The organism is Buchananella sp. 14KM1171 (assembly GCF_041380365.1).
GTDB lineage: Bacteria > Actinomycetota > Actinomycetes > Actinomycetales > Actinomycetaceae > Buchananella > Buchananella felis.
The window spans coordinates 154,773-169,707 of the sequence record NZ_CP159981.1 but is presented as its reverse complement, the minus strand read 5'-3'; the positions used below and the strand labels follow the sequence as shown (position 1 = coordinate 169,707).

The 14,935-nt window shown below is 64.5% G+C and carries 11 protein-coding genes, 3 pseudogenes and 1 riboswitch; of the genes and pseudogenes, 11 read left to right on the top strand and 3 right to left on the bottom strand.

Annotated elements, in window-relative coordinates; all coding sequences use genetic code 11:
* Window positions 1-8 precede the first annotated feature (8 nt).
* Both ABYF38_RS00680 and ABYF38_RS00675 read left to right on the top strand, forming a co-directional pair.
* A pseudogene (locus ABYF38_RS00680) lies at window positions 9-172 on the top strand (transposase); the annotation flags it as partial.
* A gap of 182 nt (window positions 173-354) precedes the next feature.
* A pseudogene (locus ABYF38_RS00675) lies at window positions 355-1,798 on the top strand (IS1634 family transposase).
* A gap of 215 nt (window positions 1,799-2,013) precedes the next feature.
* Here ABYF38_RS00675 and ABYF38_RS00670 read toward each other — a convergent pair.
* The 3 genes and pseudogenes from ABYF38_RS00670 to ABYF38_RS00660 all read right to left on the bottom strand — a co-directional run bounded on the left by ABYF38_RS00670 (window position 2,014) and on the right by ABYF38_RS00660 (window position 6,550).
* Entirely contained in the window at window positions 2,014-4,152 is a 2,139-nt protein-coding gene (locus ABYF38_RS00670) for a P-loop NTPase fold protein (RefSeq protein ID WP_371152212.1), read from the bottom strand.
* A 392-nt stretch (window positions 4,153-4,544) separates the two neighbouring features.
* A pseudogene (locus ABYF38_RS00665) lies at window positions 4,545-4,967 on the bottom strand (transposase); the annotation flags it as partial.
* A gap of 422 nt (window positions 4,968-5,389) precedes the next feature.
* Window positions 5,390-6,550, bottom strand: a complete 1,161-nt coding sequence (locus ABYF38_RS00660) for an ion transporter (RefSeq protein ID WP_371152211.1) — start codon at window positions 6,548-6,550, stop codon at window positions 5,390-5,392.
* Window positions 6,551-6,843: 293 nt separating this feature from the next.
* On the opposite strand from ABYF38_RS00660, the gene fmt reads away from it, so the two are divergent.
* The 9 genes from fmt to hisG all read left to right on the top strand — a co-directional run bounded on the left by fmt (window position 6,844) and on the right by hisG (window position 14,907).
* Window positions 6,844-7,785 carry a methionyl-tRNA formyltransferase gene (gene fmt / locus ABYF38_RS00655; RefSeq protein WP_371152210.1) on the top strand — a complete coding sequence of 314 codons (942 nt, stop codon included), beginning with the start codon at window positions 6,844-6,846 and terminating at the stop codon, window positions 7,783-7,785.
* 11 nt (window positions 7,786-7,796) lie between these two features.
* Complete coding sequence (locus ABYF38_RS00650) at window positions 7,797-9,506, top strand: RsmB/NOP family class I SAM-dependent RNA methyltransferase (protein WP_371152209.1); 1,710 nt, start codon at window positions 7,797-7,799, stop codon at window positions 9,504-9,506.
* Window positions 9,503-10,165, top strand: coding sequence for a ribulose-phosphate 3-epimerase (rpe, locus tag ABYF38_RS00645; protein WP_371152208.1), 663 nt, complete (start codon window positions 9,503-9,505; stop codon window positions 10,163-10,165). Before ABYF38_RS00650 ends, rpe begins: the two co-directional genes overlap by 4 nt.
* A gap of 88 nt (window positions 10,166-10,253) precedes the next feature.
* A riboswitch (FMN riboswitch) is annotated at window positions 10,254-10,376 on the top strand.
* Window positions 10,377-10,474: 98 nt separating this feature from the next.
* The gene (locus tag ABYF38_RS00640; protein WP_371152207.1) at window positions 10,475-11,236 is read left to right on the top strand and encodes an ABC transporter permease; all 762 of its coding nucleotides are present in this window, start codon (window positions 10,475-10,477) and stop codon (window positions 11,234-11,236) included.
* Window positions 11,233-12,282: an ABC transporter substrate-binding protein gene (locus ABYF38_RS00635; RefSeq protein WP_371152206.1), complete on the top strand. Its 1,050-nt coding sequence runs from the start codon at window positions 11,233-11,235 to the stop codon at window positions 12,280-12,282. Before ABYF38_RS00640 ends, ABYF38_RS00635 begins: the two co-directional genes overlap by 4 nt.
* A 142-nt stretch (window positions 12,283-12,424) precedes the next feature.
* On the top strand, window positions 12,425-12,814 hold the full coding sequence (locus tag ABYF38_RS00630; protein WP_371152205.1) for a YccF domain-containing protein: 390 nt from the start codon (window positions 12,425-12,427) through the stop codon (window positions 12,812-12,814).
* Between the two features lie 90 nt (window positions 12,815-12,904).
* Window positions 12,905-13,582, top strand: a complete 678-nt coding sequence (locus tag ABYF38_RS00625; protein ID WP_371152204.1) for a DUF421 domain-containing protein — start codon at window positions 12,905-12,907, stop codon at window positions 13,580-13,582.
* Between the two features lie 212 nt (window positions 13,583-13,794).
* On the top strand, window positions 13,795-14,055 hold the full coding sequence (locus ABYF38_RS00620) for a phosphoribosyl-ATP diphosphatase (protein ID WP_371152203.1): 261 nt from the start codon (window positions 13,795-13,797) through the stop codon (window positions 14,053-14,055).
* A gap of 3 nt (window positions 14,056-14,058) precedes the next feature.
* On the top strand, window positions 14,059-14,907 hold the full coding sequence (gene hisG, locus ABYF38_RS00615) for an ATP phosphoribosyltransferase (protein WP_371152202.1): 849 nt from the start codon (window positions 14,059-14,061) through the stop codon (window positions 14,905-14,907).
* Window positions 14,908-14,935: the final 28 nt, after the last annotated feature.

Genomic DNA, 14,935 nt, shown 5'->3' with positions numbered 1-14,935 from the left:
AGTCACATCTGGCCTATTTCAACCATCCTAGGACCAGCAACGGCCCCATCGAAGCACTCAACGGACGCTGGAACACCTACGCGGCTCAGCACTCTGCTTTCGTAACCTGACCAACTACATCACCCACAGCCTGCTTGAGACAGACGGATTCAAACCCCAACTACACCGTTAATTGGGAAAAGCCACCTGACTTGGACCTCTGGTGGTGTTTTTGGGGTGTGGGTGGGGTGTTTTTGTTGTGTTTCCGGGCGTCTTGGTGGGAGTGCGGGTTACTAGCGGCTGGGTAGAATCGCTGTGGTGAGCCCGTATGTTCGAAAGGTGAGGACGTCCTCGGGGGCTGTGGCCGTGCAGATCATGGCCAAGGAGCATGGCCGTCAGGTCGTCTTGGCACACCTGGGCTCGGCTCACAACGAGGCTGAACTGGCCGTGCTGGTCCGCCTGGCACACGAACGCATGCACGCCGGCCAAGCAGAACTCGATCTGGATGGTGTTTGTACCCCTGAGCGTCAGGGCACCTGGCTGGCAGCGCCGGTAGTTAAAGGCCAGGCCTCACGTTTGTTGTGGGGTGTATTGGAACAGGCGTGGTACCGCCTGGGATTTTCGGTGGTGGGCGACGAAGCATTTCGCCAGCTCGTGTTGGCCCGGCTGGTCGAGCCGGCCTCAAAGGTAGAAACGATCCGGATCCTGGAGGAGTTGGGGATTGGTGCCCCGCATCGCTCCACGATCAAACGTGCACTCAAGCGCTGTCAGGAACGTGATTACCGCGGCAAGATCGCCAAGGCCTGCTACCAGCACGCGTTGGCGCGCGGCACTCTGGCTCTGTGTTTGTATCACGTGACGACCTTGTATTTCGAGGCCCCGAAGGAAGACGAGCTACGCAAGGTCGGCTACTTGCAAGGAACGCCGCGTGGACCCGCAAGTCGTGGTCGGCTTGCTCGTTGACTCCACTGGGTTCCCGTTGCAGATTGGCTGTTTCGAGGGCAACAGGGCAAAAACCCGCACGCTCTTACCGGTCTTGCAGGAAATGCGTGCTCTGCACGGGGTCAAAGACCTTGTCGTGGTTGCCGATGCAGGCATGCTCTGCGCAGCCAACCTGGATGCCTTGGAAGAGGCGGGTTACGGCTTCATTGTTGGTTCCCGTATCGCCAAGGCTCCCCATGACCTGGCCGGCCACTTCCACAGCCACGGCACGTTCATGACCGACGGGCAGATCGTGGAGACAACGACACGAATGGGGAGCAAAACCCGCAGGGTGGTCTACCAGTACTCGCGCAAACGGTTTGTGCGTGATAACACCACAATCACCGCCCAGGAGAACCGTGCCAGGGCGATTCTGGCTGGCCAGACCCGCCCGAAAACAGCCCGATTCCTGAAGAAGACGGGCACCCAGACACGCCTGGATGAGGCCGCTATTCAAAAAGCGCGAGACCTGGCCGGCCTCAAGGGCTACGTCACCAACATCCCAACCACCGTGCTGGACGGCGCGGGCGTGATCAACCAGTACCACCAGTTGTGGCACGTGGAACAGTCCTTCCGTATGGCCAAGACCGACCTATCTGCCCGGCCCATGTTCCACCACGTCCGCGAGTCAATCGAGGCCCACCTCACCATCGTCTACACCGCGTTAGCCATCGCCCGTCACCTCCAGGCAGTAACCGGCGTGTCAATCAAGAAGATCGTGCGCACACTACGCCCCCTGCGGGAGGTCACCATCGAAATCGCCGGACACGAAGTCACCGCACAACCCGACCCGGGCCCAGACGCCCACGCCATCCTCAACCACCTACCTGGTTACTAAAGAGGTCCAAGTCAGGACCTACGCGGCTCAGCACTCTGCTTTCGTAACCTGACCAACTACATCACCCACAGCCTGCTTGAGACAGACGGATTCAAACCCCAACTACACCGTTAATTGGGAAAAGCCACCAAAGTTACTGGTAGTTATCCCTTGCCTGGTTCTCCTTCAAGACCTACATGACGGGGCTGTCCCTACGTGTTATCTGCGACCAACCATTAAAGAAATTTGCGGCGGAGTTGCTCGTGGAGGACAAGAAACTTTACATTAGCGCGAAATTCTGCAGAGTCGACTTCCTTCAGCCACGCTGAATAGGTTTGAGACTTGCAGTAGGTCGTGAAAGTGGAGTGGAGGAATGCGGCATAAGCATTCAAGTCTAGTCCAAGCACTTCGTTAAACTCTGGATTGCTCTTAAGCTCGTCGAGAACGGTAAAAAGCTGTTGGTCGGAGGCGGTTGAATGTATCAACACATTCTTCAATGTCTGGTGGCAAGCTGGCCAACTGCCGGCTGCCCGGCTGAAACTGGAACGGAGGACAGATTGAAGTTCCTTGTATATTACGGTGCGAGCAATGGTTTTGATCGTGTCCAACTCCTTTTCGTCGGAGGAAAACAATTTTGGATTGTCGTCGGGCTTGTTTCGGGAGGCCTGCATTTCGCCAATTGCGCTCACGCAAGCCCTGGCGTTTCTCAGGAGGTCGCGAGAATTTCCGCAAGAGAGCATGTGACAGAGTGAAACTAGGGGCAATGGAAATCCTGAAGTTCTACCAAGGAGAACCAGCTCGGATTCGGCAAGAGTTAAAGGATGGAGCTCGAAAATTGTGTCGAGCGAACTATCGAAGACAGTCCTCGCGTCGATGCCGCGCAATGAGAACTCCGCTAAGGCGTCGTCTGAAACCGAGACTATGAAATGGCAGTTAGGTATATGCATCAAGTCTTTGAGGTCGCCTAATAGCAACTTGACACTTTCTGGGCCTTCCAGCTTATCGAGCTCGTCCAAGCAAATGAGCAAGCCCTCTGTGAGGCCTAGCTCTAGATAGCGGGTAATAGACTCTCGAAAAGAAACGAGTGCACTTAGGGTATCCCATGGTCGCTCTGTTAGACGTCGCTTGGTCGACCCCTCGAACTGAAGCATCTGAGCGAAAACAGGAGAAAATTTCAGTCCCGAGCCTGTCTCCCTTTCCGATGTGAACTGGAGCATCTCTTCAGCTCGTAACAGGGCAGAGCGGAAAGCTAGCGTTTGGTTTATATCCTTTCGCCTCTTGCTGCGTGATTGTCGCCTTTTCGCAAGTTGTGAAAAGAAGATCCATAAAAGTGTAGCTACGCCAAATGCTAGAGAGAAGAAGAAAGGTATTTGATTCTGTACCCCAAGTGCGTTTATTTGCACCTCGATCGCAGAAGGTGGGATGAAGCTAGTGAATCCAAAGAAGTATGTTGCCCACATCAGAAGTAGTAAGATTCTTGTTCTGGTTAATCCTTTGGAGTGATTCGAGGGAATGTGAGTCAAGGCGGACTTAATGAACTCTCTATAAGTAGTTGCGATAATCTGCAGCGGCTCATAGCGTACCGGAAGTGGAATGGTCAAAACCGTCCAGCCTTTTTGGGTGAAAGACTTGGTCAGGTATCGGATTGCCGTGGTCTTCCCGCTGCCTCTCCTGCCTGCAATTCCGACGCTTGCAGTTCTATGCGCTTCTACGAAGTGAGTAATGTTTTTTATGGTGTCCGTTTCTACGATTCCTTGCTCGACAAAATCTACTAAATGTAGCGATTTCGCCGAAACTGGGATTCTGCCGACATGCTTGCTGGCTTCGGCGATCTTCAAATTTGCTATGGCTTTGATCTCGGATGCTGCATCCTCTTGTACCTCCTTCCTCATTGTAACCAAGCGGTCTGCCAGCTCGCGCCTTTCGCTTTTGTAGTGCGAGATGGGGGCGGATATGAGAACGGGAATCGAGATGAGTTGTATAAATGTCGCAGCCTCGATTGCTTTAGTTGTCGGGCCTGCAAAACCGTCTAGCCAGTAAATGCCTATCACTCCTCCAACGATGTTTCCGAGTGTGAAGGATAGGTAGACGCGCAAACTTGCGAGGATTTTTCGCAATAGGCGTGTCTTGGAACTCGAAATGGCTGACTTCATGAGCTGTTCGAAATGCGCTACCTGTCTTTTGCACACTTCATCAAACGGTTCAGGGTTTGTTTCGTATAGGCTCTTTACAAAGTCGTCGTATGGAGCCTGCTCGCTATTATCGTCACCAAGTGTTGCGAGTGTTGTCTTGGTAAATTCTATGGCAGTCGCATAGTCGAATGTCCAGCGCTCGTCGATGGTAGGCAAAATGGCTTGAGTGAGCCTAGTCGTCACATTTGTGATGATTCTTTCCCAAAGCATGGCGGTATTCCTGGTCATTCTGAATGGGAGAGGCGTGAGCCGGTTCCAAAGAAACTGGGTGTAGTGGTGGTGTGACCTGAGGAGCGGGGTGCTGGTGTGCAGATGGGGGTCATAGGCTTCCGATGATGGGAGTTGTCGCCCCATCCATTCGAAGATCTCGATGTGTCTAACGCTACCTTGACCGCGCCTGATCTGACTATTCTTTCTGTGTTGGAGTTTCTTGAGCCTTTGGCCATCGGGCAATTCAACAAGCCTAAGTGTGCGGTCATGGGGTGTAAGGCGGTCGAGCCTGGCGGCCGGTGCGGCCGGTTTGGCAGTCTGGGCATTATGCGTGACACCGGGACGCCTTATGTGGCTCTTCCCAATCATCGGTGGAGTTGGGGTCTGAATCCTCCGGTGTCTAGGACTGCTCTGCGGATGTAGTTGGCGAGGTTTCGAAAGCCCAGCGCGGTGCCGCGTAGGTGTTCCAGGCGGCCGTTGAGTGCTTCGGTTGGGCGGTTGCTGGTCCTGGTGTGGTCGAAGAAGGCCAGGATGTCCAAGCGGCGCTTGTTCAACGTTCTTCCTAGTTTGGCCAGTTCTGGTAAGACGGCTGGAACACTGCGGGCTATGGAGCTGATGACCTTGACCATGAGTGCTTTGCCCAGGCCGGGCTTGCTGGTGCGGTAAGCAGCCCCTGTATGTTGATAGAGGCTCCAGGTGACTTCCACGGCAGCGTGGTCGTCGGAATCGAACAAGGTGTTGAGACCCTCCAGTTGCCTGGGGGCAAGCAGATCACACCCGGTGCGCAAGAGTCAGCACACTGAGTAGTGTCCCGCGTCAGACGTAGTGGCAGGGCCGTTATGTAGGTCTTGAAGGAGAGCCCGTCACGGGAAGACCACCAGTGATTCCGGTGAAGTATGCCAGGATTGTGTTGAGTGTCCTGGCCGGAGAGAAGACTATCGCCGAGGCAGCCAGGCATGAGAGGGTCAGCGAGCTGTGGCCTGGTCGGTGGAAGGGCTGACTGTCTCTCGGCCAGCTATGTCTTCCTTGCGGCGGGGAGGTTCAAGCCCTTGAAGCGCGCAGGAGTTCAGCCCCCGGGCCTTAGAGCTAAGCGATCTATTGTGATGGAGCGAACGCGATTGTGGCGAGCCTAGTGAGCAACTGGTAACCGCGCTCTACAGCCCGTGCGTGACGCATTTAAGAAGACAGGGAGAATGTGCTTCTCGAAACTCTAGGCCTCGGCGTCCTCGCCATCGCTGGCTGCGGCGGTGTTGAGCGCTGCGGCGGGCGGAGCGTCGTCCAACTCGGCGTTTGAGGCAGGGACACCACTCGCGCCGGCGGCACCCGCGCCACCACCGGCCGCGGCGGAGACCGCTATCGCCTGCTCCAGCAGGCCGCGCAGGGCGGCTACCTCGGCGCGCAGCTCGCGCACCTCGCTGCCGGTGGAGAAGAAGTCCTCGCGCATGGGCTCGGCGTCGGGCACGGGGGCGGGGGACTTGATGGTGCCCGGGTCGGTGGAGGAGAGCGAGGACATCGCATCCACGATCACCGCGACGAACAGGTTCAGCATCACGAACGCCGAGACCAGGATGTAGGTGACAAAGAAGATCCAGGCGTTGGGGTGGACCTCCATCACGGGCCGGACGATGCCGGCGCTCCAGGACTCCAGCGTCATGATCTGGAACAGCGAGTACAGGGAGGCACCCACGGTGCCGAACCACTCTGGGAAGTTGTCGCCGTACATCATGGTCGCCATCACGGCGGCCACGTAGAACACGATGCCCATCAAACCCGCGATGGCGCCGATGCCGGGGATGGCCTGCACCAACGCGGTGGCGATGCGGCGCAGCTGGGGCATGCGGTTGATCAGGCGCATCACGCGCATCACGCGCAGTGCACGCAGCACCGCGAACTGGCCGGTGGCCGGCGCCAGCGCGATCGCCACCACCACGAAGTCGAAGATGTTCCAGCCGTCGCGGAAGAAGCGCGGCCCCAGCGCGAACAGCTTGAGCGCCAACTCCACGATGAAGATCGTCATCGCCACCTGGTTGAGCAGGTGCAGGGTGCCGCCCCAGTTGGCCATGATCGAGTCGGAGGTCTCCAGGCCCATCGTGATCGCGTTCAGGATGATCACCACCAGCACGGCGGTCTGCGCGGCGGTGGAGAGCACCACGCGGCCCACCTTGCGGCGCAGTCGGTTCAACGCGGTGGTGGGGGCGGGCAGCTGCATGAGGTCGGCGGCCATGGGGTCGAAGCCTGCGGCGGGATCGGGACCAGGGGCGGTGGCGGCACCGTTGCGCGCCTCCCTTTCGTCGCGCGACTCCCGCTCGGATCGCTCGGGGCGGTCACCGGCACCGGCGGCCTGGGCGGAGGCAGTGATGTAAGGACGCATGGACGCGATGATAAGGGCACGCAGCGTGCACAATCGCTCAGCCACGACCCTAGTTTCCTCAACAGACGCGCCGCCGCCGCGTCAACGCCACGTTGAGCCCTGCGCCGTCAACTTCGCCGTCACCTACAGAAAGCCACCGCACCGGCACCGCCTGAGTCGCAACAAACCCGCCCGCTCCCTCAACAGCGCAAGCCCCCTCCCTCACCGAGACCCACCCGCTCCCGCGCCTACGCGCCGGCCCCGCCCGGGCCGCAACAAACCCCGCCCGCCTTTGACCGCCTAAACTTGGCTCCATGCGTCTTCTCTTTGCCGGCACCCCGGAGGTGGCGGTTCCTGCCCTGGCGGCCCTGCTGGATTCGGAGCACGAGGTCGTGGGTGTGCTCACCCGCGCCCCTGCCCGTTCGGGGCGTGGCCGCACGCTGCGCCCGTCTCCGGTGGAGGAGGCCGCGCGCGCCGCGAACCTGCCGGTGCTGACGCCGGCAACGCTGCGGGATGAGGACGTAGCAGCCCAGATCCGTGCCTTTGGTGCCGACGCGATCATCACGGTGGCCTACGGCCTGCTGGTGCCGCCCAGCCTGCTGGACGCCGCCAAGCACGGTTGGCTGAACGTGCACTTCTCCCTGCTGCCGGCCTGGCGCGGGGCGGCGCCGGTGCAGCGGGCGATCATGGCTGGCGACGAGCTGGGTGGCGTGAGCGTTTTCCGCATCGAGCAGGGCCTGGACACCGGGCCGGTCTTCGGTACGGCCACCTACGCCTTCGGCAGCGAGGAGACGGCGGGGCAGGCGCTGGAGGCGCTTTCTCACGTGGGCAGTGAGCTTTTGCTGCGAGTCCTGGCCGGGATCGAGGCCGGTCAGGTGGTGGCCCGCCCGCAGGAGGTGGAGGGTGTGAGCCTGGCCTCGCGCCTGGAGGTGGCTGACGCCTTCGTTTCCTTCACCACTCCTGCCTTTGCAATCGACCGCCTGATTCGCGGCGTCACCCCGGCGCCGGGGGCGTGGACGACGTTCCGTCAGGCCCGCCTGAAGCTGGGGCCGGTGAGTGTGGCGGCGGGGCCGGAGGCGGCCGGGCTCGCACCGGGGCAGGTTTTGGCCACTAAGAAGGACGTGTTCGTGGGCACCGGGAGCGGCGCGGTGCGGCTGGGGCAGGTGGCCCCGGCGGGTAAGGGCTGGATGGATGCGGCTAGCTGGGCGCGCGGGGCGCGCCCGGCGCCGGAAGAACTGTTGGGCGTAACGGAGTAGAGGGAACCGCAGTGAATTACGTGAAGAAGCGCCGCGTCTTTGACCCGGCGCGGCATGCGGCCTACACCGCGCTCATGCAGGTGGCCACGGATGATGCCTACGCCAACCTGGTGCTGCCTGCGATCTTGCGGGAGCGTGGCTTGCGCCCGCTGGACGCTGCCTTCGCCACGGAGCTGACCTACGGCACGCTGCGTATGCAGGGCAAGTACGACTCGATCATCGCCCGCAGCGCCACCCGCCCACTGGACCAGCTGGATCCGGCCGTGGCCGTGCTGCTGCGCCTGGGCGCCCACCAGCTGCTCACGCTGCGCATCGCCCCGTACGCGGCGGTGGGGGAGACCGTGGCGTTGGCGCGGCAGGTGACCAGTGATGGTCCGGCCAAGATGATCAACGCGGTGCTGCGCCGGCTCTCGGAGCGCTCCCCGCAGGAGTGGGACGAGCTGCTGGAGGCCACCGAGGGGGCCGACAAGCGCCGCGCCGCGGTGCACAGTCACCCGGAGTGGGTGGTGCGCGCGCTGACGCAGGCGCTGAAGGTGGCCGGGCGGGGCGATGAGATCGACGCCCTGCTGGAGGCCAACAATCTGCCCCCGCAGGTGTGCCTGGTGGCCCGCCCGGGCCTGGTGGAGCCGGTGGACCTGGCCCGCACCGCCGCCCGCGTGCTGCGCACCCGCGCCACCGCCGGGGTGATCTCCCCGTACGCGGTCAACATTGCGGGCGGTGACCCGGCCCGCTTGCACGAGGTGCGCGGCGCCGAGGCGGCGGTGCAGGACGAGGGCTCCCAGATGGTGGCGGCCGTGCTGGCCAGCGCCCCGCTGGACGGGCCCGACGAGCGTTGGCTGGACTTGTGCGCCGGCCCGGGCGGCAAGACCGCCCTGCTTGCCGGCCTGGCCGGCGCGCGTGGTGTGGAACTGCTGGCCAACGAGGTTACGGCGCACCGCGCGGACCTTGTGCGCCAGTCCGTGCGACCTTCCACCGACTGGGTGGAGGTGCGCACCGGGGACGGCCGCGAGCTGGGGGAGGAGAAGGAGGGCTACTTCGACCGCACCCTGGTGGACGTACCCTGCTCTGGCCTGGGCTCGCTGCGCCGCCGCCCGGAGGCCCGGTGGCGCCGCCAGCCGCGCGACATCGCGGACCTGGCCCCGCTGCAGCGCGAGCTGCTGGCCGCCGCGATCAAGGCCACCCGCCCCGGCGGGATCGTCGGCTACGCCACCTGCTCGCCGCACGTGGCGGAGACGCACGTGGTGGTCCAGGAGGCCATCGCCAAGGGTCTGGTAAAGCCGCTCGATGCCGTGGAGGTGGCCCGCATGGTCGCCTCCTGGCGGGAGGACTTCGCCTTCGGTCGCGTCAGCGACTCCCTGGCAGGCACCGGTAAGGCGGGCCGCGCCAACGAGGAGGTGGACTGCTGCTTCACGCCTGCAAACGAAACTGTCGTGGCGGCCGCCGCTGGCCGCGAGGGCGACGTCGTGCAACTGGACGGCGAAGAAAGCGGCCTCGCTGACGGATCGGCCCCCGCAGAGGAGGCCGGCCCGGACACCGACGGCCACGCCGGCGAGGCGGAGGGGGCGGCAGCGTCGGTCCAGCCGGCCCAGGAAAAGGCGGCAGGCGCGGAGGCGGGCGAGCCGCAGTTCACCGCCGAGTTCGGGCAGGGCCCGTTCCTGCAGCTGTGGCCGCACGTGAACGGCACTGACGCAATGTTCCTGGCTCTGCTGGAGGTGCAGTGATGACCACGATCAGCCCGTCGATCCTGAACTCTGACTTGCTGGATCTGCGCGGCCAGCTGGAGGCGGTGCGCAACGCCGACTACGCGCACGTGGACGTCATGGACAACCACTTCGTCCCCAACCTCACCTGGGGGCTGCCGGTGGTGGAGGCCACCGTGCGCGCCGGCATCCTGCCCATCGACGCCCACCTGATGATCCAGGACCCCGACCGGTGGGCGCCGGGGTATGCGGAGGTGGGGTGCGCGTCGGTCACCTTCCACGCTGAGGCCGCCACCGCGCCGATCCGCCTGGCCCGCGAGCTGCGCCGCCTGGGCACCAAGGCCGGGCTGGGGCTGCGGCCGGCCACCCCGGTGGAGCCCTTCATCGAGCTGCTGCCGGAGATCGACCTGCTGCTCATCATGACCGTGGAGCCGGGCTTTGGCGGGCAGGCGTTCTTGGACTGCATGCTGCCCAAGATCCAGCGCGCCCGCGCCGCCATCAACGCCTCCGGGCTGGAGATCGCCCTGCAGGTGGACGGCGGCATCTCGCGCCAGACCATCGAGCGGGCCGCGAGCGCCGGGGCGGACGTGTTTGTGGCCGGCTCGGCGGTCTACAAGGCCGAGGATGCCTACGCGGAGGTGGAGGAGTTGCGCCGCCTGGCCGCCTGCCACGCGCACTGACCTGGCTGGTCGGTGGTCGATCTGGGATGGTGGGGCGCTTTCCGGCGCGCCTGCGGGCCGGTCGGGGCGGGCTGCTAGACTCGCCTGCGTACGTGCTCCGGGGTCGGTGAAACTCCGAGCCGGCGGTGACAGCCCGCGACCCGCGCTATGTGGTTGACTCGGTGAAATTCCGAGGCCGACGGTTAAAGTCCGGATGGGAGGCAGCACGGCGTGACACGCTGCGTGGCGTGCGCGTCTATGTAGGCGCGCCTACCCGTAGGCGTGCGCGCTTGGTTACCTCCGCCCCGGGCCTGACCTGACGGGACGTGGATGAACCGGCTAACGAGGCTACTGGCCCCCATCGCGGTGGGTGCGCTGCTGCTTGCCGCCTGGGCGTGGGCCTCCGGTAGTGGGGCGGTGGCGCCGTTCCTGCTTCCCTCCCCGGCGCGCGTGCTAACCCACCTCTTGGCTTCGTTCACCGGCACCATCGCGCCGGCCGCCTGGGAGACCCTGCGCGCCGCCCTGATCGGGTGCGCGGCGGCCGTGGTGGTGGCCGCACCGCTGGCCTACGTGATCTGGCGGTGGCGCTGGGCGGACGCCGCCCTCTCGCCCTACCTGGCCGCCTCCCAGGCCGTTCCCGCCATCGCCCTGGCGCCGCTGCTGGCGGTGTGGCTGGGATACGGGCTGACCCCGACCGTGGTGCTGTGCGCCCTGATCGTGTTCTTCCCGATCTTCGTTGCCACCCTGAACGCGCTGCGCGGCATCGACCCCGACCTGCTGGACGCCGCCCGCCTGGACGGCACCACGCCCGCCCAGTTGCTGATCCACATCCAGGCCCCGCTGGCCCTGCCCGGCTTCATGTCCGGCCTGCGCGCAGGTTTCCCGCTGTCGATCACCGGCGCTGTGGTGGGCGAGTTCGTGCTGGGCGGCAAGGGCATGGGCATGCTGCTGACCGCCCAGCGCCAGGCCGCCAACACCGCAGGCATGTTCGCCACCATCCTGGTCCTGGCCGTGATGGCCAGCCTCTTCTACGTGGCGCTCCAAATCCTGGAGCACCTTTCACCCACCATCGCCGCACTAAGGAGCAAATGATGCGACGCAAGATCGCGCTGGTCGCCTCCGCACTGGTAGCCGCCCTCTTTACCGGGGCCTGTTCCGCCGACGCTCCGCCGGCCGCCCCCAGCGCTAAGCCCGATGGCGCTGGCGGCCAGGGCGCCGCCGTGACCGTGGGGCTCACCTACGTGCCCAACGTCCAGTTCACCCCTGCCTACTACGCCGAAAGCAAGGACTTCTTCCGGGAGCACGGCGTGGAGGCCAGCTTGCGCCACCACGGCGCCCAGGAGGACCTGTTCGGTGCCCTGGCGGCGGGGGAGGAGCAGCTCGTGGTGGCCGGCGCGACGGAGGCCGCAGTGGCGGCGGCGGCCGGGCAGGACGTCGTACTCCTTGCCCCCTACTACCGTGCCTACCCGGCGGTGCTGATCGTGCCGGCGGACTCGCCCATCCAGAGCGTGGCGGACCTGAAGGGGCACAGCGTGGGCATCCCGGGCGAGTACGGGGAGAACCTCTACGCCCTGGAGGGGGCGCTGGCGCAGGCCGGCCTGACCCGCAGCGAGGTTGATGTGCAGTCGATCGGCTACACGCAGGTGGCCGCCCTGGCCGCCGGGCACGTGGACGCGGTGATCGGATTCGTCAACAACGAGCCGGTGCAGGCCGCCGCGCAGGGCGTGCAGGTGCGCGTGGTGCCGATCGGGCACACCGACCTGCTGGGCGCCGCGATCGTCACCTCGCGCGCCGCGCTGGAGAAGAACCCGGAGGGCATCCGCGCCGCCGCCCTGGCGCTGCAGGACGGTATTGACGCCACCGTCGCCAGCCTCGAGGCCGGAGGAGAAGAAGCCCTGGCCGTGGCCAAGGAGTTCGTGCCGGACCTGAACGATGAGGCCGAGGCCGGTGCCTTGGCCACCCTGAGCGCCACCGTGCCGCTGTGGACCGGATTCGACCCGGCCAAGGACGACGGCCTGGGCGGTGTACGCGGCTCGGAGTACATCACCGTCACCAGCGTGGCGGCCATGCTGGAGGCGCTGGAGTCCGCCGGCGTACTCAAGGGGGAGGTCACGGCCGGGTCCCTCCTGGCCGACTAGCCCTGCCCCATAACACCCCTGCCCCTGTGGCACCCCGAGCCGAGCGCTCGGGATGCCACAGGGGCAAGTCATTGGGACAATTGTTGCCAAGAAGGCGGCCGTTGCTCGCGGCCGCGCCGCGCCGCGACAGAAGGGAGAACCGGTGCGTACCCTGCTCAACATCATCTGGCTGGTGCTCGGTGGCTTTTGGCTGTTCCTGAGCTACATCGTGGTGGGCGTGCTCGCCTGCATCCTGATCATCACCGCGCCGGCCGGCGTGGCCTGCTTCCGCATCGCCGGCTACGTGCTGTGGCCCTTCGGGCGAGACGTGGTGCGCAAGCCCGGTGCGGGCGTCGGCTCCACGTTGATGAACGTGGTCTGGTTCATCCTGTTCGGGCTGCCGTTGGCCGTCAGCCACGTGCTCACCGCCGCGGCCCAGGCCATCACCATCATCGGAATCCCGCTGGCGATCGCCAACATCAAGCTCATCCCAATCACCTGCTTCCCCTTCGGCAAGCAGGTGGTGGGCCGCGCCCAGCAGATTCGCTACTGAACCCTAAAAGACCCATGCGCCCGCCGGCCGCTCACGCTCCCGGCGGGCGCTGCCCGCTCCCACTCCAACTAGCGATAAGGCCCTCCTCGAATGCCGATCGACCTCTCGTTCTACCTGTTCTCCCTCCTGAAGTTCGGGGCGGGATTCTTGATCATCGCCGCCTACCTGAAGCTGACCAACAAGCTGCAGTCCTCCAACCTCACCCCGATCGACTACATCGGCAACTTCGTGCTGGGCGGCATCATCAGCGGCGTCATCTACAACGGAGACATCCCCTTTAGGCGCTTCGTGCTGGTGCTGGTGATCGCCCTGGGCATGATCTCCCTGCTCAACTTCGTCACCATGCGCTTCCTGGTGGTGCGCCAGGCGGTCACCTCAGACCCGCTGCCGATCATCGTCAACGGCGTCTTCCAGATCGACCCGGAGGAGGGCAAGTCCAGCAAGTTCGATGTCATCACCTTCATCTCCCAGCTGCGTTCGCGCGGCATCTACTCGCTCGAGGACATCGCCTTCGCCCAGATCGAGCCGGACGGCTCCCTCACCGTGATCAAGAAGGGAGACGGCGTGATCAACAGCCTCCTGGTGCGCAACGGGGAGCTGCTGGAGCGCCACCTGAAGGCCGTCGAACGCGACGAGGAGTGGATGATCGCCCAGCTGGAGGCGGAGAACCTGGCCCTGGAGGACGTCTACCTGGTGGAGCTCTCGCGCGAAAAGCACCTCTTCATCGTCAAGAAGGACGGCACCTGCATCGCCAAGGAGATCGAATAGCGGGCAGACGAGCGGCGCGGTCGCGTTTCGGGGCCGCGCCGCCGCTGGGCCGGGCTGCCGGGTGCGGGATGGGGCAGGTAGCCGGCGGGACACGCCGCCGCTGGGCCACGCCGCCGCGCTGGGCCCCGCTGCTGGGCCCCGCTGCTGTGCGGGTGGTGAGACGGACGGGATCACATTGGTGTGGTGGGGCGGGCGCGCACTAAGGTGGCGGCATGACGTTTGAAGAACTCTTTGCCGATCTCTCCGCCAAGGTCGCCGCCGGCACCCCGGGCTCCCGCACGGTCGAGGAGCATGCCAAGGGCATCCATTTCATCGGCAAGAAGATCGTGGAAGAGGCCGCAGAGGTGTGGATGGCCTGCGAGTACGAGTCGCAGGAGGACGCCGCCCTGGAGATCTCCCAGCTCTTCTACCACGCCCAGGTCATGATGATCGCTAAGGGCCTCACTCTCGAAGACGTCTACCGGAAGTTCTAAACAATGCTGCGTATCGCCGTACCCAACAAGGGCGCGCTTTCTGAGGCCGCCGTCCAGCTCCTGAAGGAGGCCGGCTACAAGACCCGCCGTTCCGGCCGCGAGCTGGTGCTGCTGGACCACGCCAACGAGGTCGAGCTGTTCTTCCTGCGCCCGCGCGACATCGCGGTCTACGTGGGGGAGGGTTCCATCCACGTGGGCATCACCGGCCGTGACCTGCTGGCCGACACCCCGGACTGCGCCGCCATCGAGCACCGCGCCCTGGGCTTTGGGGCCTCCCAGTTCCGCTTCGCCGGCCCGGCCGGCCAGTACACGGACATCTCCCAGCTGGAGGGCAAGCGCATCGCCACCTCCTACGACGTCCTGCTGCGCGAGTTCCTGGCCTCCCAGGGCCTGGACGCCAAGGTGGTGCACCTGGACGGCGCCGTGGAGTCCTCCGTGGCCCTGGGCGTTGCCGACCTGGTGGCCGACGTGGTGGAGACCGGCTCCACGTTGAAGGCCGCTGGCCTGGAGGTGTTTGGCCCCAGCGTCATGCGCAGCGAGGCCGTGCTGATCACGCGCCCCGACCACGTCAACGACCCGGGCCTGTACAAGCTGGACCGCCGCATCCAGGGCGTCCTGGTGGCGCGCGAGTACGTGCTGGTGGACTACGACATCCCGGCCACCCACCTGGATGAGGCCGTGGCGATCACCCCGGGCCTGGAGTCCCCGACCATCTCCGGGCTGCACGACCCGGCGTGGAAGGCCGTGCGCTCCATGGTGCGCCGTAAGGAGCTCAACGACGCCATGGACAACCTGGCAGACCTGGGTGCGCGCGGGATCATCGTCACCGACATCGTGGCCTGCCGCCTCTAGCGGCAGCCGCCAACCCGGGCCGTGGGGC